Below are 21,069 nucleotides of genomic sequence, written 5' to 3'. Positions count from 1 at the left end.
AAATCGTGTGAAGTTATTGCGCGCGTTTGAGAAACGTTGCGGATCAGCTGTACCTGGTATTGGTGGGCGATTTGGTGGAGTCAGGGGTTCAGGACGATCTATTGGCTGCTGGTCGTCTTGTCCTGGGCCATTGCCTTGCGGGGATGCCGGGGGGGCGTTATCCAACCATGATGGAATAAGTGGAGTCCCGCCGCCAGGCCCTCCATAAGCTGTTGATGTTCCCATTAATGTATTCCTTTGTGATTTTTAAGCGCTGCTTCGGCTGCGACTTTGAGGCTGGTATTAGTAGTTAGTTTGCTCCAATTCCCCAATAGTACAGTCAAACGCGCTAAACATTCGGTATCCTTTATAGCACTCTGCCAACCACTTACAGCCCAAGGACCACACTTATCATTTGGCAATGCCTCCAGAAAATCCATTAGCTGGCTCTGTAATTTTGGTTGTGCCTTTACAAGAACGCTCAAACCATCAATTCCTGCCGGTTTGATATCAAAAGTAGCTGTGCTCATTATTTTGCTACGAACTGCCTCGAAGACCTTTTCGGCTTCAGGTTGCACAAGTTGCTTCAACTCTGATTCGTAACTTTGAACCGCCATTTTGCCGCCGAACAATTTCTCGACCACCTCGGCTAAGTGGCCCAAAACTGATACCGGACCAAAATAATCTTTTTTATCTTTTGTTACAAACAAGTAGGGACGTAAGTCGAGACCTGATAACTTCGGTGGGAGCCGAGCCCAGTCACTTATCGTTTCTGAAGATTTCCATTCAGTCAAAACCGTACTATCAGGTGGCAATAATACTTCTGCGGCTTTTTTTTCTTTTGGTTTATCATCGTTTTTATTGGAAATCGTAAGAAACGTCTCTAATGCTTCAAGATCTTTGCAGTGTCCATCTGAATGTATCGCCGCAACAAACGCGATCTGTTCGAACAATCTTGGAATAAATCGCTCAGCAAGCATGAGTTTTGCTAGTACTGGCAGTTTGATATCATCGCCAAAACCTCGCGCTGTTGCGGTGCGGTCACGTAGCAAGAGGGTATTAAGAAAACGCTTGATTTGGCGAGGATTACCTTTTGTTCCGCTAGCCAAAATTGGTCCGATCTGATCACTCAGAATTAGTGCATTATTTGCTTTATCGGCTTGCGAGCCGAGAGTTATTTTTACCGTGGCAGCGTCCAATCCACCACTTGTCCACGGGCGTTTCAACTTTTCCCGCGCAACGATGATTAACTTTTCATAGTCTGGGTCATTCTCACCTATTTCAGCACCAGCAAGAAGTAATGTGACATAAATTCTCGTCTCTGTTTCGCCTAAAGCAGGGATCCGGAACGGGACCTGAATGAGTTTTTCAAGATAATTACGGGCATAGTCTCGTGGCCCAGTGCTGTCAGGCAGGTCAGGGAAGTGCTTACGCACTGAGTACTCAATCATAGCCTCGTCAGCAGCAACAACAAATGCTGTCCGCGAGGTAAATACAAATAGACGAATCGCTTCAAGAGTTTCAATGGCCGTATCAGGTAGACAACGATCAAGATCATCAACCAATACCACAAGTTGCTTGATACCAGCATCTTTCAGTAGTTGATCAAATGCTTTGCGAAATGTTTCCACTTCCATCGGTACATTTTTTGTTTCTCCCTCTTTCGTCACCGCCTTTATTTCATTGATAGTATTAGAGATATTTTCTTTCGTCATAAGTTTGACGGGATCTTCAGCCAAACCTTGCAGGGAGTTGATGATGGAGCCAATTTGCTCAGGTGTCGGAACACCGGTAAATGCGGTTAATGCCAGACCGCCGGCTCGCTTGGCAACCTTTAGCCAGTCGATACTACGGAATACGTCTTTAATAGCTCCTTCAACTTTTTTCAATGCAGGACGTTTCTCTACCAGACCTGAGACGATGCCTTCAATTAAGGCTATCTTTGCATCTTCAAATCCTTGGAAACGCCAACCATTGAACTTTAAGCATAAAACATCATCTTTGTCGGAGAAGCCCGACTCAATCATTTCGAGTACGCTCGACTTACCTGCACCCCAATCACCATGAACACCAATTGTTACTGGGTGATTGAGCTGCTCTCGAAGCAATCCAATAATGGTGGAGGCAATGGCCTCATTGTTTAGCAGATCGATTTTTGTTTCGTTGTCAGTTAGAATCATTATTTTTCCTAATAGTCGTTGCTATTCATCTTATTCAAATAAAATATTAATGAGCACATCATAGGGCTATCCCTAGTAGAGACGCAGATCTCTAATCTTGCACTGTTCTGATATTGAATCATGATCATAGTAGTGAAATTTCTTCAAAAGTAATGGTACTGCTGTGGGGGCTATGATGTATCTCCAATTCATTGATGCGAAGTTTCAGCGGCATTGGACATACCACACCGCTGAATATGCAGGTGCCAGTAGAAAGGGTGGGAATTGATTCCTCGGTGAGACGGTCAATATAAGAAACTGACTTCTCAATAGCGTATAAATCATTCTGGTTTATCAACCTATGGATGAAATAATTATGCGCCTGAGAAATAATAGTGGAGGAAATATCATTCGGTCTTTGACTCGATAGGGTTACAAATACACCGAATTTTCTCCCTTCCTTGATGATTTCTTCAAAAGTTTCAAGTCGATAATCTTTCCAGCTCTCGGTTTCACGAAAAGATGTATTAGACAGGATGTTATGTGCTTCATCAATGATGAGACTGAGAGTTGAGTAGGGGTCACCTGCTTTTTTATCAGCATAGGCCCATTTAGCGAGTAATAATGGAAGTGTTTTTTTCATGGTCAGATTGACCATATTCAGGTTGATGACTACAAAATTACTGTTGCCCCAAAAATCTCTATTCCCATTGGTATCAAAGACTTTTCTAATATCTTTTCTGTTTGCACTCATTCTATTTACTACTGGTGCTATGTGTTCAGGATTTGAGCGACCGGATAAGAATTCGAGGATTAGCTGCAAATACATGAATCCAAGCAAGGATTCTATAACATCATTTGGAAATTCATAGGATTCTGCGAGTCTGAACAGGTTTGAATGCTCCGTATCTTCAGGAGAGTCAAAAAAGCGACCTGTGTTGTTAAACCAAACTTTTCTACCGAAATGAAACTCTAGATCGGATGTCATATGCTCATGATCGTTAAAAATTGGTCGAAAAAGATCAAGAAGGGCATCACAACGTGTCTTATCGCTACCACACAAAGTTTCCCTGATCTTTTTCTTGAGTATATTTCTAAAAAAATCAATAGGGGCATCAGAGCGATGAACTGCCGATTTGAGTTCAAGTACTCGCCTTAAAAATGGTTTCTGGGTTTTGTCTGTTGCATCAGTAAGGACAGAAAGGATCTCATGTTCAAGTAATACACCTTCCGGCATAGGGATTTTATCCCCTTGATCATTATAAGTGCTAAGGTTATAGACAATTTTCTCCGAGGTTATGCATTCATCGGCACCATATTCACCATTGAAATCAAACAATATAAACTTACACTTGCTTTGAAAGCTCTCTTTTAGCATTTCAGACAATGCGGCATAACCGTGTTTGTACAGAGATGCCAGAGTGTTTGACTTTCCACTACCGGTATTACCGAAAATAGCAATGTGAGAATTTAATAAACCGCTAACAGGTAGGGTAATATCGATATCTTCAAGATCAGTACGGGCGAATGTGATAGCACAAGTTTGTGCTCTCACTATCTGATGAATGAGCTGAATTATCTCTTCGGTCACTATAAATGCTTCGTTTCCAATTAAGGGAAGTTCCCTTGTACCGACAGTAAAATGACCGTTCCGATCAACGTAACCCGACAAAGAGACAGTCAGGTAGCGGCGAAAACGTATGGACTCAGCACCGCTTCCTAATGGATTTTTCTCCTCAAGTATCTTTTCTGCCTCTATTTTACCGATTAGGCTCATGAATCCTTTCTTGATTTCGATAAATCCGCCAACGGATACGTTCTTAAGTACTTTTCCACGGAAAAAAAGATCGCTAAGGTTTTTATTTTTATCGACCAATATGCTTATTGTTCTTCCTGACACCTCACATACTTCACCGACACGGAGAACTGCCTCTTCATGAATAAATTCTTGTTCCACAGTTATCTCCTCAGAAAACAATTTATAATTTCGTTTACCTTAGTGAAATCTAATTCTTTACCTGGAGTGTAAACTATTTCCACATTAGAGTAGTCTCTGAATTTTTCCATAAATGCGATTCGAGAAATTTCATTATAGGAAAATATTATAACTTTAAGAGACATGTTTCTTAGCGCTTTTTTTGTTAACGTCTCTATGTGTTCATCTGCAAATGAGAAACCAAAAACTATAAGCAATGCTCCTTCCTTGTCTAATTCATTAGAATAACTTCTAAGAAGATCGTAATAGATATTTTCAAGAAGAGTTTCGCGAAATTTATCCTTTCTGGGAAGAATGAGTGCATGTGATAGCACCCAATTTCTTAGTTCTTCATGGGTAGCAAAAGCTACAGGTCTCAATGGGGGTACTTGGTAGTAAAAATCATTTTTATATTTAAGCCATGATAAAGAACCATGAAGCTTAATCAGGTTTATTGTCGGTAGCTCAACGCTATAGTTATAAAGGTTTCCAGTAGCATGAGTCGTATGGTAGAAGCTGGCTGGATCAAATAAATGTGCACCATACAAATTTCCTCGCCGACTAAACCCATCATTTAAGATAACGTTATAGCTTTTGACGGCAGCATCTTCGATAAACAGATCATAATTTGTGGTAAAGAGATTTATTCTCCTAGGTAATAGGCCAGTTCTTCTTTGGGTAAGAATCTTTTCAAGAGAGTGTAGGAAACTGGAGTAATAGGTGCGAGTGACAGTTACGTTATCTAACGTGGGTTGACTATGCGGTATACCTTGCTGAGTTCTATCGAGTAGAACGTCATTAGCTTCCCAAACTGAGGTTAGAAAATCGCCTGCTTGCTGAAAATAGGCTAAGTCATCTCCTGAACGCACGTGCTCTTCTAGTTGCGCTTCGATATCTCCTAGTATGCGGATAGCTGGTAGTGACGCTCCGGAGCCGATAAGAAAGTTGATGTTTGCTGACTGAAAAACACGCTCAAAATACTCTCGATCCCGATCCTGACCGTAGTATGCTCGTTGCATTGCCACAGTAAACGCTTCCTTAAGTTTAATTTTAGTGTGTAGATAGGAATTATCTTACCGTTACTGCACATAATTGCACCACTTTTACGAGCTGTCATCGAGAACTTTTTGGGACTAATTTTCTTCTTTTTGCTTCAGCTTTAGCTGGTAGCGTGTATCTCGGATCTTAAGAGATATGCAGATATAGCACTGTGCGATAATCAATAGAGGGCATGTGAACATCTAGTCTGAAAGCAAAACATGAACCGTATTTTTAATGCAAAACACTGCCTTTCCCAACAACATTTCACCGCAGCGAACTAAGGGGCGCTACACCCGCTATGCAGGGGCAAGTTTTTTCTCCTGTGCACTTTTCGTTCTCCGTATCTACTTCAGGTTAATCGTTTCCCAACACAACCCGTCCCGCAAGGGTAAATGGCACGCATGCTGCGCCCTTGCAGGACAGAACGATGCCGGGAAAGCGAACCGTCAGGCGATACGAAGACGAAAATCACACACTGACGGAGAAAAAACCATGACAATTTCCCTGCATTACCCCCGGACAAGCGCCCCTAACACCGCAGCGGCGACCAGCGTATCCCCGCTGGACCCGTCAGGCTCCTCAAAAACGAAATTTTCTAAAACCAGAAAGGATATTTATCAGACCGTTACCGACAACATCATTGCAGCGCTGGAAGCCGGTGTTAAACCCTGGTCCTGCCCGTGGCAGCGTGTATCCGGCATGTCTGGATTGCCATCTAATTACGCCACCGGCGTGGCCTACAGTGGCATGAATATCATGTTGCTGTGGAGCAGTGCATCAAAACAGGGGTTCAGCGATTCACGCTGGTTGACCTATAAACAGGCCCAGTCGGTAGGTGGACAGGTTCGCACGCGTGAACGTGGCACTACAGCCATTTTCTACACCACGCTGGAGAAGGAAAACGACGCCGGAGAAATCGACCATATCCCGATGCTGAAAACTTTCACCGTGTTTAACGTTCAGCAAATCGACGGCTTGCCTCTGACAAAGGTAACTGTCAGTCCGGAAGCGACATTTGCCCCGTTGCCGCAGGCTGAAAATCTGTTCAGGAAGAGCGGCGCAAACATCATTGAGAAAGGACAAAACGCCTTTTTCAGCCCATCAACTGATGAAGTCTGGTTACCGGAGCGCCATCTATTCGCTGATGCGGCTAACTTCTATGCTACCGGCCTGCATGAGCTTGTCCACTGGAGTGGGGGTAAAAAACGCCTGAACCGTGAAATGAAAGGGAAGTTTGGCAGTGCGGATTATGCAGAGGAAGAACTGGTGGCGGAGCTGGGAAGTGCTTTTCTGATGGCGGACCTGGGGATTGAGGGAGAGGTACAACATGAAAGCTACATTGCTTCCTGGCTGAAAGCTCTGAAAAACGACAGGCGCTATATTTTCAAAGCGGCCAGCGCCGCCTCTAAAGCGCATCGTTATCTGATGGATAAACTCTGAGGCCGGAGCCGGACAACCGCAAGGGAATGCGGTTACATGGTTTTTAACCGGCAACGCTGCAAGGCGCAGGCTGAGGCGGAACGCAGCACAGCGAGTACCGAACAGTCTGCGCCTCGCAGTGGAATAAATAATTTCTGGCCTGGCGGTATCGCCGCCAGGCCGGTGAGGCCACCATGTTGGCCTGTGTAAAAGCTTACGTATAGCTGTCTAATGACAGGCGTTTCAGTTCATCAAGGGTATAAATGCGAAACACCCGGCGGTGGCGTTCTTCCAGCGGGACGTGCTGATGGTTGATGATGACATGCCTGATGCTGTCAAACAGCAGTTCAAGTGCACGCTTCTTCTGTGGATCGGGTACAACATAAAAAACGTAAATCCACTGCTTGCGGGTACGGGCCAGCAGGTGGCTTGCCATGATCGACTGATAACGAGCTCGGGTTTTCAGGCGGCGCTCGGTTTCAATGGCAATAACGTTACCGTCAGGCAGGGTCAGTAACCCGTCCGGGCGATGTTTCACCTGATACTGGCTGATAAAAGTGGTCCGGTCGCCGTTAATCCATCCCGAAGCACCTTTTTTCTCCAGAATAAGTCTGGCGGCCTGATTATCAAGATGATGCTCCAGCGTCCAGCCGGTAATTCTGAACGGTTCAAACCTCGCGGGAAAGATTTTATCATCCGGGGTTAACACCACCGCCAGCCCGTCGCTGGTGATCCCCCATAATGAAATCTTCATTGTCCGTGATTCAAGCACATGCTTCTGGATTAACCCCATTTTCTCAGTTTTTGCCAGCAGCGAATAAAGCGATTTATGATCCCGGAAACCAAATAGCAGCATCAGCGTTTTGAAATCGCTGTAGGTTTCTTCTTTCAGGAAGTTCAGCAGTTGTTTTATTTTTTCTCTGTTGCGTGTCTGGCGCTCGTGATATGTCGAAATCAGCATAACCGCTCCTTAAAAATCCAGCGGGGACAGGTGTTCTCCCTCATCAGGTTGGGGCTCTGCCGGTTTGACTTCGCTTCCGTTGAAGAAAAGATCCGGGTACGTTGTCATTACATCCTGTATGGATGGTTTATCATCCTCGTCAAAATCCAGTGCGATTTTCACCGGTGCCGCCGATGCGGCAATATCAGGGGAAACCGAGAAGATTTTTAGCTGACGCTTTCTGACCTTTATCGGTGAAATCAGTGAAGCAGAAGGTAGCGTTTTTGTCGTAAAGATAAAGCTGACAAAATCGGGCAGGTTCAGGATCATATTGCTGTCAATAAAGAAACGTTCGGCCTGGCGGATTGTGCGCTCACTGTCGATCGTTTCCGTCAGCATATTATCCGTTTTCGCTTTACGGAGTTCATCATCCACCAGAATCGTGCCTGACATTCTCGCCACCCATTCCGCTGTATCCGGGTCCATAACCCGGTATACCAGCTTGAATTTTGCATTTTCAACAACCGCACCGACAACGGCGTCACCTTTCAAATCTGCCGGGCAGTCGTTTAAATCGGCGATGGACTGGTGGTCCATAATAATGTGTACGCCTTTATCCCGCGCCGCACCTAAACCTTCCAGCGCTGGTCTGGATAAATGGTATTTCAGCTCGGAAAGATAAATAGCAATGGGGCGGGGTACGTCTGTTACTCGATCGCGCTTTTCTGCCAGTTGGTAAAGGCGAACCAGCAGCATGCGCTGGGCGGTAATAATTTTGCTGTTTCGCATGGAGCCGACAACATAACAGCAGCCGCCCTCATCAAATATGTGCTTAAGCGAAAAGCCTTCTGGTGAGTTAATGGCATTGAGTATTGCCAGTTCCTCAATCTTGCCGAAAAATGCTTTGATTTTTTCGGCAACTCCCTGAACGTAATCACCGTTATAGACATCACGGATTGTTGCCGATGGATTATCACTGACAAATTGTGCGGCGATACGCGCGGCTTTTCGGTCATCAATGCGATAAAAATCCGATTCCTGCCCTTTTTCCGCCAGGCTGAAACCTGCTACGAACAATTCTTCCAGTTCATCGGGCGTGATATCTTCAATCAGATTTAACTGGTAGTGCTGTTTTCGCAGGTCAATTAAGGCAAAGGGTTTTCCTGCATCCTCGCAGGCTTTCCGGTAAAGGTGTGGTGCCCATTCATCGTCTTTGGGGTCCATAACAAACACTCCTTCACCGGCAATAATACTTTGATATAGCAATATCCCGGCAGCTACCCCTTTACCGGCTCCGGTGGTGCCGATAATATCCGCGTGCTGTTTCTGCCAGTCATTTAACGGGAGATACATTGGTTCGTTCTCCCTGTCCATGCCAGTAAAAATGCCTTTATTCAGGTCGATATAATCCAGCGGATCATAATGCAGTGTTTCCGGCAGCAGGGACTTTACGGTGCGGACATCGGTGCGCAATTCCCGTTCAAGGGTGGTTTTTTTAACAAGGCGTTTCTTTATTTTATCCAGTTCCGGCGTGAATACCCGGCGAAGTATAATATGAAAAATAATCCCGGTCACAGTGAAAGCAATCCGTGCTGACCAGGCTAGTACCGTATTATCACTGGTGAGTCTGGTCTTATACAGCCACTGGAAGGATCCGATAACTATCGGGGCCAGTGTGCCGGAGAGAAAACACAGCATTGAAAAAGCAATAATCATCTTTTGCCACAGCGGGGCTTTTTGCCGTTCATCGCTTTTCAACGAGGCGAAAAACGGCATCGTCAGCCCCGATAACAGCGCCAGCATCAGCTGATGCTGTTGCACAAAAGCCAGCACCGCCAGCATCCCATTCACTATCGGCGACAGTGAAACGGCCAGCTTATTCAAAATCACGATGCCTCCTTCGTCAGCAGTTCGCCCCATGACATCGCCCCATCAGTTCGCCCCACGGTGTCGGGCGAAAAGACGGGGCGAGCGTATGGGGTAAAGAAGGTGGCCGCTGTGCGGCCATGTGCAGGAAAGCATGCTTCCCTGCACGAAACGGCGTGCGCCGGTACATGCGGGCTGGACGCCCTTATTGCTCGGTGCATGGGGGTAATGTCGCGGCTGGACGCCACGCCAAAACCCCCAGGGTCAAAGGCGGCACACCGTCGTCCGCTACGCGCGACCACCCTCTTTAAGACGGTCGCTTTCGCCTTTTTCTTCCCTTTGCTCGTTCCTCGCAGCGGGAATAAAAGGGAAGCTGACCTTTAAAGAGGGTGGTCGCGCCACGCTACCGGCTTTGGGCCGGAGACTTAGCTGCGACGGTGTGCGGGGCTGCGCCCCCCGGGTAAACCGCTGTCGTGGGCGACAGCTTTTCGCTCGCTGGGGCGGCGAAATTTATCCGGCTCCCCCCGGCCTGCAAAATCCGCGTGGGCGCGGCTGTTTGCAGGTGAGGTGCGGTGCCTGAATTATTTTCGCTCCTTAACCCGCGAAAATATTTCTGTCCGCAGCCTCATTTTTACGGCCCCTGTTTCTTCGCTTCTTAATCCGCGAAAAATAGAAGCCGTAAAAACCTGAAAACCGTCATGCTCTGTGCCCGTCTCGCCAGTATTAACCACGAATGCGGCCATATTTACTGATGATCTGACTGATAGCCGCAGGGTCTGCCAAATCACATTCACTTAAAAATGATTGTCTGGCATCGGCCGTATGGTCAGGAAGAAAGCCGTGTTTATTCTTTATCACGATATTAAAGAATGCACGTTCAGCGGAATGACATTCACTGCCGCCGCCATTTCCGGTTGCTTTACCGTACATACATAACACCACCTCGCAGGCATCAGCAGCCAGTACAGATGTTGAACATGATGCAATAACGCAGAACAATAATACGGAGGATATTGCTTTTTTCATTTCAGTTACCATTATGATTAATTAAAGGTTGCGTTTTTTGGCTAATGTTATTTGTCGGGGTTATTTTCTGAATGTCTCTTTCGTGCTGTTTAAATGAACTGGCTTAAAGTAAATATCACTCATCCGGCGCACATCGCCGTGTATATCAATGCTGACGATGACATCAATGCTTTTAAGTACCTTGCGTAACAACACATCAAAAGGAATGTTCCGGCAGTCGGGGTTTTCATAGCAGCGGTCAATGATCCCTTCAATACATTCTGCCGGACAGCCCGCATGCAGGGAGGTGATTAACCCCTCATGCCCGGAGCCGACAATTTTCAGCGCGTCCCACGCTTCCCGCCCACGAATTTCCGCCAGTAATATCCGGTCAGGGTTCATACGATAATTAGCACGGATCAGCCTGCCGGGCGTGACAATAGCATTATCCCCGGCATCCGCCGGGTAAAAAAGATGAACATAATTGCTGTGGTGATAAAAACGGATTTCGGGATTATCCTCAATCGTTACCAGACGGAGATGCAGCGGAATATAATGCAGCAGCGTTTTCATATAGGTGGTTTTGCCGGAGCCGGTTTCACCCACAATAAAAATCGTTTTGCCGTATTCCACCGCCTTTTCCATAAAGTGGGGAATATCCCCGCTGTGATATAACCGGATTAGTGCATTATCCTGACTTTCCGTTTTTTCCTGACCGGCCACGCGCTGATAAAATCCCGCATCAATCCATGACTGATGTGTTTTCTGCTCAAACGAGGGTTTGCGCAGCGTAATGGACACCGTATTACGTTCACAGGCCGGAGGAATAATCGCCTGAATACGTTCGCCAGATCCTAATGTTGCAGAAAGGATGGGTGATGTATCGTCAATATTATCGTCATGCCAGGACGCCAGCGCTCTGGCAAAAGCATGGCACTGACGCAACGTGATGGGGGATGCCTGTTTTTGCCATTTTCCCCGAATTTTTGTATGCAGCTCACCCGGCCGGTTAACAGCAATTTCTGTCAGGCCATCCTGAGCAAGAAAGTCGCCAAACAGCCGGTTTTTCATAAAATCCAGTGACAGGTTTTCAGCGTTCATACCATTTCTTTTTCAGCCGTAGTTGATAAACAGAGGAAAAATCAATATCCGTACCGGTCATGATGCCGATCACATCGCCCTGGTTCAGGTACATCGTGGGCGGGATATTGATGCTGTTTTCCAGCGTCGTTTTCGCCATTTCCGCCGTGGCGGCGCGGGTGTTTTCGGTATAGTCGGTATTGCGGTCTTTACCCGGCGCGGCATCTGATGCCGCTGCCGCCACGTCCTGCACGGTACTGAGCATCAGGGCGTTGCCGAAACGCGCCCAGAAATGGCTGTCGATCCAGCCCGCGATCCCTGCCTCGCCGAGCGGGCCGGTGGCCTGCGTATCGGTGAGCGGGATTTGCAGGCTGCCGGGCTCCGGCGTGCGCAGCTCCGTCCACAGCACAAACATCCGGCTGCGCCCGTGTTGCAGTGCGCCGGTGCGGTAGACGCCACGGGCGACTGTTCCGGCCGGGATCAGCTTCACATGGTTGCTGGCGCTCCAGACATCCTCCCCAATCAGGCAGGAGATATGACCGCCAACATCGGATACGAAGCGCCGCATCATCGAACACGGAATATAACGATCCACCGGGATATAGAGATCGGGATCGAGGCCCAGCCGCCTGACACCAGTGACACTGGCAACGCCCGGATTGTCGTTGTTATTGCTGCCTGCCGGTGCTGTCGTATCCGGGCAGCGCAGACGTCCATCTTCGCCACTGACCAGTACAGACTGACAGGATGTGTACGCCGTGGAGGCTGACGGGCTGCCCGACGTTCCCGCGTTGTTGCGCGATCCGCTTCGGGACGTGCGTGTATCGTCGCCTGACCCTGTACTGTCGCTGTTCAGCCCGTCTGCCAGTGCTGCCGCCTTGTTCAGGGCGGGCGGCCCGGGCGGCAGAGCTGGAGTGGCCGGGGCGCTCTGACTGGCAGGGTCTGTGCTTTCCTGCCTCCCAGGCCCGAACAGGCCAAACGGGTTACTGTCCAGACCCAGATTCTTACGCTCATGCTGCACCGTACCGGAGGAGGGCGGCGCGGTGCCAGATTCTTTCTCATCACCCGTTTTCAGGGCGCTGAGAAGACGATCGCCACCGGATGCCAGCGCGATGACCAGGACCAGACTCAGCAGGCTGACGATCAGCATGCGGCGACCTGAAGCTTTACGGAAACGGGTCACTTCCGGCTGACCGGGCGGCGTTTTCTGCTCCGGCTCCTGATATGCCATTGCCGCGTGGGCGCGTTCACGGGCTTCCGCTTCCCGTTCTGCGGTGGTTTTTTCCGGTTCGTCCGGGAAAGATTTGTCGGTCATTTTGCCTCCAGCGTAACGGACGGCGAAACGGTGTCACTGTTGGTCAGCGGGATACGCCCGGATCCGTCGTTTTCGATCCCCACCACCGAGGTGCCGTAACGCAGAACCAGTTGCGGCGATGCCGGAACCGCCATCACGGTGTAGTTGCCCTGTTTAATGGTTCGGGGCGTGACCGCCTGCTCCAGGCCGTTCACCACCCGGAAAACGGATGGCAGGGTTTTCGCAGGAGAAAAACCGATATACGCAAAACGACCGTCATCCCAGGTAAAGTCCGGGGCGATGGAGGCTGAGCCAGCTGCCACCCGTTTTGTATAGCGCCAGTTGCGCGGCGTGGTGGCCTGCCCGAATGCCGCCGCTATCCGCTGCCGGTCCAGTGCTTCCTGCTGATGTTGCTGACGGGCGGCGCTGGCGGCGGCAGACTTTTTTCGCAGTTCGTCGGGATAGCGGTAGCGGATAACAAAGGCCTGGGCGGGCGAGTCTTTATCCAGCACGTTCAGTTCCAGGCTGTAATCGCGCTTCGAGGTCACCACGAACAGATTGGTTTTCCAGTCTTTTGCCGTCGGCAGAAACACCTGGCTGACGTTGTTGCCGCTGGCGTCCGTGACCGGCTGGGTAATCGGGTTCGGGCTGACGCCCACCCGGTTGTCGCTTTTCGTCACGGTCCAGCCTTTGGGGAAACCCGCCTGCGCATCGATAACGGTTTCACCGTCATCAAACACCAGCATGGTGACGTAGCCGGGGCGGGTACTGACGACCGTGGCGTTCTGGCTGTTGTACGTGACGTTCTGCATCCGGCTGTCATACGCGCTGCCGCGCGGTGTCGCTGCGCCCCATGCCAGGCATGACACCATTAAGCCAGAGAGGAGCAGGGGATGTTTCAGCATCATTCCCCCCCCAGCTCTTTATCGCGCTGGTAGCTGGTGACGATAAAGCCCAGCGGGTTCACTTCGCGCTGGCTGTCGGTCAGTTGCCGGTGCGGGACGTAGCGGTAAGTGAGGCGGATATTCCACACATCCGTTTTCACGGAATTATCAGCAACACGACGGATTGTGCGCTTAATACGCAGTGTTGCCAGATTATCCGGCCCGGTGGCAGGCGCATGCACATTGGAAATAATGGCGATATAAACGACATATTCCGCCTTATTAAAAATCACGTCCGGTGCCTGGTCGCCGTTAAACCCGTCCAGATAGTCCCGGTTCACGCTGTCGCTGTTAAATAACTGCACGTCGTCATAATCACGCTGGAGGGAGAAATAATTATATCCCTCGCGAAGTCTGACATAGTGTGCTGCCAGTGAATGTGCCAGCGCTTTTTCAGCAGCAATATCCCGCTCCTTCACGCGGGTCATATATTCATAGCGCCCGGTCTGTTTATCCACTGACCATAATTCAGTGTCGGAGGTTTTCAGCGGCAGCAGAATAATAATGGCCGCAATCGCCATTGCGGCCAGAACCAGTCCGGCAGCGGCCACCCGCCAGGCGGTTTTTCGGGAACGTTCTTCCTTTTCCAGCAGTATGGATTCAAAAGAGCGGGAAACATTAACAATGTTCTGAATATCAGACATGGTGAGTCAGCTCCTGAATGATGGCGGGGGAATTCACTGGCTCGGGTTCGCCGGATACCGGTGGGAGGTCGCCCTGATGCCGTGCGCAGCCCGTGAGCGCGCACAGCATCAGAAGGATGATGCTGAATTTCATGGAAGCCCCTTATCGTATGGATGCAGGAATGCCGCACCGGTGGCGCAGGCCACGGCGTGACGGGGAAAGGAAATTAAGGATCGGGAGGATTAACGGTGACGCTGCCGGTTCAGGCGTTTCATGCTTTCGATGGCTGCGGCGCGTTTCTGCCAGGCGCTCACGGTTTTACCCGCGCCTGCGCCGGTGAGTCTGCCGGTCGCCGCTGCGACGGCCATGCCGCCTTTCGCAGTCAGGCGGGCACCGCCCTTTACCCCCGCTCCGGCGAGGTCGGCGGATTTGTTCGCCAGTCCGCTCAGGCCACTCATGGCTGCCCCCTGCAGCACCGCCTGTACGGCGGCCCCGCTGAGTGCGCTGGCGAGCTTCGCGGAGAACCAGACCATCACACCTGCCGCTATCCCGGCCAGCAGGCACTGCGCCGCCAGCGTGACCATATTGGTTTCAGCGGATGTTTTTGTTGCAGCATCCAGTATCTTATTCAGGTAATTAATGGCGATACGGATGGATAAGGCGGAAAACATGATCGTTAATATTGCCGCAAAAATCGTTTTCAGCCAGTTATCAAACATCGGTTTAAGAAAACCGTACAGCAGGCAGAAAATAAAGAGCGGCGCGGTGGTGGTCATTAACAGGATGGTGATTTCGGCGAGCAGGTTGACAAAGGTGGCTGCCATCAGCAGGACAATAGAGCCGCCCCATACCAGCACTTCGGCAAGGCCGCCATTCAGTTTGACGTAAGTTGATGTGTCCATATTAAATAACTTTTGCCCCAGCGCCTGTGCCTTTCCCCAGACAGTATCGAGCAGCGCCCAGATATTATCATCGCCGCTGACACCGTCTTTGAGTCCCTGGATAGCCGCTACCGCCATATCAAGCCAGCCATCCCGGTTTAACACAAAGGTGGTGATCAGCAACATTCGCCCCACATCCCAGACGACATCTTCAACCGGGGTCCGGAGTTTGCCAGCCAGTGTCTGATAACCGCGATACAGTATAAATAAGGTAAAAGAGCTGACAATGATGACGCTGATCATCGTGCCGTAAGTGGAAGACTGACCTTCCAGTACAGCATTCAGTCCATCCATGATGTTTTTGTCCATACCAACAAAAATACCACCGGACATGGTGCCTCACCTGATATTTAAAGAAAGGAAATAAAAAAACAGGGAGAATTCCCTGTTTTGTTGGAGGAAATATTATTACTATGTCACTGCATTTCGTTTTGCAGCTTCCTGCTGAAATATCGCCTCGAATTTTTCCTTAACCCCGGGCTGGCCTTCCTGTGCAAACATAAGTGCTGCCCGGTGGGCAAATTCGCAGTTATCGCTTGCCTCGCCATCCTTCAGGCATTGCGTATAAACCGCATAAGTTTCGTCAGGATGTTGCTTATACCAGGCTTCGGATTTGGTTTCCTTGCAGCCGGACAGTAATATCACGCCTGAGAGTGTGCATAAGGTGAATAAGGATCTGAGCACGGATAACCTCCTTATAAATTATTAAGGTCAGCAACAGGTGCCGTTAGCTGCTGCTGTTCAAAGGCTTTCTGTCTTTGCTGTTCCAGCAATGTCGTTCGCTGTTCAGCCTGCCTGACAGACATCTCCCACTGATTCGTCAGCGCATTTAACTGTACGCTTTTCGCCGCGATGGCGTTAGCCAGATCCTGAGACTCTTTCGAGTCCTGCGCATTCGATATACGGTCAGATAAGTCTGATATATCGCTGAGTGTGCTGTTAATCCTGTTTTCAACGTCAGTGGTATTCTCAATCGCCATTGCTTGATTGAGGATTATCTGTTTGCAACTGTCGGCCAGGGCCTGATATTTTATTCCTTCCTGTTCCTCGCTGCATACGCTGAACGATTTGTATTTACTGTAAAGGTGTTGCAGTTCATAAGAATATGAACTGTTCTGCGTGGTCAGCAGATCATCCAGTGAAATACCGTTCTTACGGAGATTATCAATATCGGTTTTCAGGCTTCGGGCATCACTGAGAAAACCCTGAATATCCCGCACGCCGGTTGCGGTAGCCAGTTGTTTCTTATACGCATTAAGTTCGCTTTTATAATGGGTAACCGTACCCTCCCATTGCTGTAGTTTCTGCATCCACTGGTTAATGGATTCGGTATTCTGCACGGCGTCGAAAACCGGTATTCCGGCGCTGAACGCCTGCGCCGAGAAAAATAACAATAATGCCAGACGGTGATTCCTGGAACGCATTGATAGTACCTCAGGTTGGCTTTCAGATTGCCCGGTCAAAAAAAGTATCTTTCCATTCATCAGGTCGCATACCATCCTGATAAATGGCATCGAATATTTTCAGGTTGTCCTCACTGCCGCTGAGAAGCCGGGTGAATTTACCCATCCCGGACAGATCCATTTTCGCCATCGCCACAAACGGGCGGGTTTCCCCGGCCCGCAGCGGTGTTTTCAGGATGACCATATAATGCTCGCCCGGATCCAGGTTCCTGACCGTGTCATAAACACTTTCCGGCACTTTCATTTTCTCCACGTAATCCGCATGGCTGGCTTTCGGGTTGGCGAGGAAAATCTGGGTACCGCACTGCTCAATAATCGCCGGGGCGATGGGGTGTCTGACGATTTCATCCGGTGACTGTGTTGCCGGAACGAAGATACCGTTCAGCTTTCGGATGACTTTCAGCATATTGAGGGAGAAGCGGGAAAATTCGACATCGGCCAGCCAGCGCCAGAACTCATCCATAAACATCACCAGGCGGCGACCATCCAGAAGACTGGTCACACGGTACAGAAGGTAAAAGGTCACGGGGCCGCGAATATCGTCATCATCCAGAAATTCGGTGCCGTCGATACCAAAGTTATCGACATCGCTGATGGTGAAAGTATCGGCCTCGTTATCAAACACCCAGCCGAACTCGCCCCTCTGCGCCCACTGTTTCAGGCGAATACGCAGCCCGTTGGTGCGGGCGTCTGTGGTCGGCGGCTCCGGCAGCACTTCCAGCAGCCGGGTGATCCCGTACCGGCGGTACTCCGGCGGATAGTCCAGCATGATGGTGTCCACGGCGGCACTGATCCGCTCCTCATCGCGCGGATCGAGCGGCTTACCGTTGCGGCGGCACAGCATGCGCACCAGCCGTTTGATGAAACTGATGTTCCGGCGGGTTGGCTCCAGCGCAAACGGGTTGAAGCCGGTGGGCTCGCCGGTATGGATGCGGAAATAACGCCCGCCCGCCTGGCGGATCGCCATCTCCGCCGCCCGGTCCTTATCGAAATACACCGTGGTCAGCCGTTTGATGGTGGCAGAAGGCGCAAACGACGCCGGGTTACGGTACTTCTGCATCAGTTGTTGCATAATGGTCATCAGCAGGGTTTTGCCGGATCCGGTTTTCCCGATAATCGCCGTATTCCCCGGCGTTTTCTCACCGGTGTCATCCCGCCCGGCCTGGCTGTCGTGCAGGTTCAGGTAATACCCGCCACCGCCGGGAGATGTGAGGATGGCGATGGCTTCCCCCCACGGATTACCGCTGCGTTTGTGGGGATGGAAGTTATGCAGGCAGGCTATATCGGCAAAATTCTGGCTGCTGACGGCCACCAGTCGGGGTCGCAGCGTATACACGCCCGGCAGTTGCGCCAGATACGCGGCGGGCAGTGACAGGGTGGAGAGCGTTGTCATAATACCAAGATCGGCGAAGGGCTGGGCCAGAACGTTAGTGTCCTTCACCACCTGTCCGGCACTGTCTGAGGAGATCAGCAGGGAAAAGTGGAATTTACCGCACGACACATGTCCGGACTGGAGCAGGTCGCGCAGGACAATCAGCTCTTCGCGCTGGGAAGTCGCGTCGTCGTCCGTGGAGTTAAGCCGTTTTTCCGCCAGACGGATATGATTCTGCGCCTCATCCCGTGCCATGCAGGTAAAGGACTGCGTCAGAACATACTCGCTTTCGGCGTACAGCAGCGCATCCAGCATACCGGTATGGGTTTCCGGGGAATAATCCTTAATCTCCAGGCTGCGGAAGAAACGGGAACCGCTGACCGTCTGGCATTCACCGGTGTCGGTGGTGAAAAAGACGTCTGGCGTACTGAGCGTTTCATAAAATGGTGAGCGCGTTACGGCCACCTTCTGCCACTGACCGGTAAGCAGACGATGGAAGAACGCCAGTTGTGAGGAATACACCCGCCCGTTTTCTTCATATATCCCCAGCGGCGTTGCCATATAGCGGGATAATGAAGATTCCAGTGCTTCGCGGTATTCCAGCATGATTTTGAGCGCGTCATCCAGTGCTGCCTGGCGTTTACTGTGCGACTGCGCTTTCATGGTTTTCTTCTCAATCTGAGAGAACGGCGCGTAGCAGACGGTGAAAAACAGCCGGTGCCGCCATAACGGTTTGTCTTTTACCGGCTGGTAATACCGACGTGTTACCTCATCGGAAAAGGGAATACCCGAACAGGCTTCAAAAACATCATGGTATTTTTCACGGAGCCGGTGAATATAGAATGTTACCGGCAGACCCTCATACGAACGAATAACGTTATTCAGGTGCGTGGCCATCAGGGTCAGGTGATGTTCGTCTTCACATTCAAAGACTGTGCCGTCCAGCTCCCAGGTGGCAACCAAATCACGGTGACGGTTTCTGATGACGTAAGGGTGAATATGGGAGGAGTACGGAATATATTTATCCAGCGTAATACGCTCGTTTAATTTCATTTTCTGAATAAACTCCGAGACATCAACGTTATCGTACTGGTTTGCCAGCAGGGCATTCGCGCCAAAATGGGTATTGGTGAAAAGCCGCCCACGGGTTTTAAACGCCAGCCAGAGCAGACTGAAATAATGAATGTCCTTTCGGGTTTTATTTTTCATTTCCGCCCATGCAGGAATGAGCATAATCGCCAGGTAATAGCTGACATAGACTGCCAGCAGGACGATGGCCCCGCTGACGAGAACGAACGGCACCAGAGGAATACCCATAATGGCGGCAGGCCGCGTGAGTGCTTTATTCAGCGTAGCCATCGTTGCCTCCCTTATGACGCCCAGTAGGCACCGAAGCCGGACGCGCCGACGATCAGGATCGCGCCGATGATGATGTTACGCATGTCATGCAGGCTCTTGCCGTCGAACAGCACCTTGTAGCCCACCCACATAGTCGCCAGTGTGATGGTGACGGCGGCCAGTCCCAGCAGGCCGGTCGAGGTATTGCTCAGTGTTTCATTGGCCTTGTTAAAACCACTGTTCGCCGCCAGCACCGGGGCAGACAGCAGCACGGAAACAACAGCGGAGTAACGGCGTTTACGCATGATCATTTCTCCTCATCAGGGATAACAGGGATAGCGCCGCGAATGACGGAATCGGGATAATGCAGGGAAGTCAGGATCGGCGCAGTGGCACCGGCAGGCTCGCCGCGCAGCACAACGGCGGGATAACGGGCAGACGGTTGTGTGCTCGGGTCAGGGGCTCGCTGCCGGTCTTCCCGGGTGGACGGGACGACATAGCCAATGCGCTGTACGTAGCTGGTCTGGTTAAAGGCGGATTCCGGTCGCTGACCGGTTTCAAAGTTGCCGGAGTAGTAACAACTGAGCGCTCGTTTCAGAGTGCTACCGCGCCGGTAACAGTCGGCGAGAATGCGCTCAAATACCGACAGATTGATGCAAGGGTTAAGTAAGTCGCTGGCCGTGACGCCGTAATGGCGGAAATTGGTGCTGGTGATTTGCATCAGGCCGACCGAATAGCGTCGGCCTTGCGCCGCCAGCCGTCCGGTGAGGCTCATCGCCTCATCATGGCTTGCGGGAAAATGTGAAATCACACCTTTGCCGCCCGGCACGATTTCAGCAATGGCGTAAGGGTGAAAACCGGATTCGACCCGTGCCACATCAAGTGCCGTGGACGGGTGAACACTGGTGGCGCACTGCGTCGCCAGCGCCAGAAAGGCTGTGGTGGAAAGCATAGTGGCCTCGTAACCGTGGGTCCGGCAGCGTATACAAAAACACGTTACCGGGGAGAAGGACAAAAGCGGGTTAAACGGCTGCGGCATCCTGTGAAATGTCACTCTCTTCTCTCGGTTCAAGCAGTACCAGCCTGCCTGAAACCGCAATACCGGGGATCAGCACGATATTCAGGCCAGGCTTACCGTTATGTGCGAAGGCCACACCAACCCTGGTCCAGTACGTGTTTTTCTCGCCCTGTGCATCGGGCTGACTTTCCTGAGTGATAAAGACGTGATAATTGGGTTTTCTCATGGTATTTCCTTTAATAAAATAGCCGTGAAAGCAATAAAAAGGTCACATCCCGGTTCTGCATTCCGGTTTTAACGGGTCAGCGAGAACATTCAGCGGCACCCTGAATTGTGGTTACGTGACAGCCCGATCCAATTTGTTAAAGAACAATCCCCGGCCTGGACGAATGAACGTCCATCAGGGCAACCATGTTGTTATGGCATTTTCAGAATCAGATATTCAGTGCGGGATATAAACGATAAATTCAAAACAAAAATAAGAGAGATAAACTGGCGAGGATTATCAGATGCGGAAAGAGGGAGAAGGATGCAGAACAGATAATAAAGAAGGCATTCTATTTTAATGGAAACAGAAAGACGTGCAGAGAAATAATATCCCCGAACGTCTT

Annotated in this window: 20 protein-coding genes; 2 read left to right on the top strand and 18 right to left on the bottom strand. The window is 50.2% G+C overall.

Features of this window, described 5'->3' with window-relative positions; genetic code table 11:
- The first annotated feature begins 26 nt into the window (after positions 1–26).
- Entirely contained in the window at positions 27–179 is a 153-nt protein-coding gene (locus OGV65_RS06850) for a hypothetical protein (RefSeq protein WP_199963256.1), read from the top strand.
- A 45-nt stretch (positions 180–224) separates the two neighbouring features.
- Here the strand turns inward: OGV65_RS06850 and qatA are convergent, their stop codons facing one another.
- From qatA to OGV65_RS06835, 3 genes are all read right to left on the bottom strand, one after another.
- A complete protein-coding gene (qatA, locus tag OGV65_RS06845) occupies positions 225–2,159 on the bottom strand; it encodes a Qat anti-phage system ATPase QatA (protein WP_003036342.1) in 1,935 nt (644 codons plus the stop codon).
- A 124-nt stretch (positions 2,160–2,283) separates the two neighbouring features.
- A complete protein-coding gene (locus tag OGV65_RS06840) occupies positions 2,284–4,095 on the bottom strand; it encodes an ATP-binding protein (protein WP_003036345.1) in 1,812 nt (603 codons plus the stop codon).
- A 2-nt stretch (positions 4,096–4,097) separates the two neighbouring features.
- On the bottom strand, positions 4,098–5,132 hold the full coding sequence (locus OGV65_RS06835; RefSeq protein WP_003036348.1) for an SIR2 family protein: 1,035 nt from the start codon (positions 5,130–5,132) through the stop codon (positions 4,098–4,100).
- Positions 5,133–5,646: 514 nt separating this feature from the next.
- Here OGV65_RS06835 and OGV65_RS06830 point away from each other — a divergent pair.
- On the top strand, positions 5,647–6,594 hold the full coding sequence (locus tag OGV65_RS06830; protein WP_003036351.1) for an ArdC family protein: 948 nt from the start codon (positions 5,647–5,649) through the stop codon (positions 6,592–6,594).
- A gap of 193 nt (positions 6,595–6,787) precedes the next feature.
- On the opposite strand, the gene mobC is transcribed toward OGV65_RS06830, so the two are convergent.
- The 15 genes from mobC to OGV65_RS06755 all read right to left on the bottom strand — a co-directional run bounded on the left by mobC (position 6,788) and on the right by OGV65_RS06755 (position 20,684).
- Positions 6,788–7,534, bottom strand: a complete 747-nt coding sequence (gene mobC, locus OGV65_RS06825) for a MobC family replication-relaxation protein (protein ID WP_003036354.1) — start codon at positions 7,532–7,534, stop codon at positions 6,788–6,790.
- 9 nt (positions 7,535–7,543) lie between these two features.
- Entirely contained in the window at positions 7,544–9,403 is a 1,860-nt protein-coding gene (locus OGV65_RS06820; RefSeq protein ID WP_023337491.1) for a type IV secretory system conjugative DNA transfer family protein, read from the bottom strand.
- A gap of 699 nt (positions 9,404–10,102) precedes the next feature.
- Positions 10,103–10,405 (bottom strand): TrbM/KikA/MpfK family conjugal transfer protein, encoded by a 303-nt coding sequence (locus OGV65_RS06815; protein ID WP_003036360.1) that lies wholly within the window; start codon positions 10,403–10,405, stop codon positions 10,103–10,105.
- A 60-nt stretch (positions 10,406–10,465) separates the two neighbouring features.
- Positions 10,466–11,485, bottom strand: coding sequence for a P-type DNA transfer ATPase VirB11 (gene virB11 / locus OGV65_RS06810; RefSeq protein WP_003036362.1), 1,020 nt, complete (start codon positions 11,483–11,485; stop codon positions 10,466–10,468).
- Complete coding sequence (virB10, locus tag OGV65_RS06805; protein WP_003036367.1) at positions 11,475–12,779, bottom strand: VirB10/TraB/TrbI family type IV secretion system protein; 1,305 nt, start codon at positions 12,777–12,779, stop codon at positions 11,475–11,477. Before virB10 ends, virB11 begins: the two co-directional genes overlap by 11 nt.
- Positions 12,776–13,666, bottom strand: coding sequence for a P-type conjugative transfer protein VirB9 (virB9, locus tag OGV65_RS06800; protein WP_003036368.1), 891 nt, complete (start codon positions 13,664–13,666; stop codon positions 12,776–12,778). The genes virB10 and virB9 overlap by 4 nt, the downstream gene beginning before the upstream one ends.
- Positions 13,663–14,346: a VirB8 family type IV secretion system protein gene (locus OGV65_RS06795; protein WP_003036371.1), complete on the bottom strand. Its 684-nt coding sequence runs from the start codon at positions 14,344–14,346 to the stop codon at positions 13,663–13,665. Before OGV65_RS06795 ends, virB9 begins: the two co-directional genes overlap by 4 nt.
- Entirely contained in the window at positions 14,339–14,479 is a 141-nt protein-coding gene (locus tag OGV65_RS06790) for a hypothetical protein (protein WP_020078407.1), read from the bottom strand. Before OGV65_RS06790 ends, OGV65_RS06795 begins: the two co-directional genes overlap by 8 nt.
- Positions 14,480–14,568: 89 nt before the next feature.
- On the bottom strand, positions 14,569–15,600 hold the full coding sequence (locus OGV65_RS06785; protein WP_003036377.1) for a TrbL/VirB6 family protein: 1,032 nt from the start codon (positions 15,598–15,600) through the stop codon (positions 14,569–14,571).
- Between the two features lie 78 nt (positions 15,601–15,678).
- Entirely contained in the window at positions 15,679–15,951 is a 273-nt protein-coding gene (locus tag OGV65_RS06780) for an EexN family lipoprotein (protein ID WP_003036380.1), read from the bottom strand.
- A gap of 11 nt (positions 15,952–15,962) precedes the next feature.
- Entirely contained in the window at positions 15,963–16,691 is a 729-nt protein-coding gene (locus OGV65_RS06775) for a TrbJ/VirB5 family protein (RefSeq protein ID WP_003036383.1), read from the bottom strand.
- A 22-nt stretch (positions 16,692–16,713) separates the two neighbouring features.
- The gene (locus OGV65_RS06770; RefSeq protein WP_003036386.1) at positions 16,714–19,461 is read right to left on the bottom strand and encodes a VirB4 family type IV secretion/conjugal transfer ATPase; all 2,748 of its coding nucleotides are present in this window, start codon (positions 19,459–19,461) and stop codon (positions 16,714–16,716) included.
- Positions 19,462–19,472: 11 nt separating this feature from the next.
- Entirely contained in the window at positions 19,473–19,751 is a 279-nt protein-coding gene (locus OGV65_RS06765; protein WP_003036389.1) for a TrbC/VirB2 family protein, read from the bottom strand.
- The gene (locus OGV65_RS06760; protein WP_003036391.1) at positions 19,748–20,392 is read right to left on the bottom strand and encodes a lytic transglycosylase domain-containing protein; all 645 of its coding nucleotides are present in this window, start codon (positions 20,390–20,392) and stop codon (positions 19,748–19,750) included. The genes OGV65_RS06765 and OGV65_RS06760 overlap by 4 nt, the downstream gene beginning before the upstream one ends.
- Positions 20,393–20,462: 70 nt before the next feature.
- Positions 20,463–20,684, bottom strand: coding sequence for a hypothetical protein (locus tag OGV65_RS06755; protein WP_003036394.1), 222 nt, complete (start codon positions 20,682–20,684; stop codon positions 20,463–20,465).
- Positions 20,685–21,069: the final 385 nt, after the last annotated feature.

Origin of the sequence: Citrobacter sp. Cb004, from assembly GCF_030337065.1 — a bacterium.
In the GTDB taxonomy this organism is placed as follows: domain Bacteria; phylum Pseudomonadota; class Gammaproteobacteria; order Enterobacterales; family Enterobacteriaceae; genus Citrobacter; species Citrobacter braakii.
The sequence above is the reverse complement of the archived record's forward strand: the minus strand, read 5'-3'. Positions and strand labels throughout refer to the sequence as shown.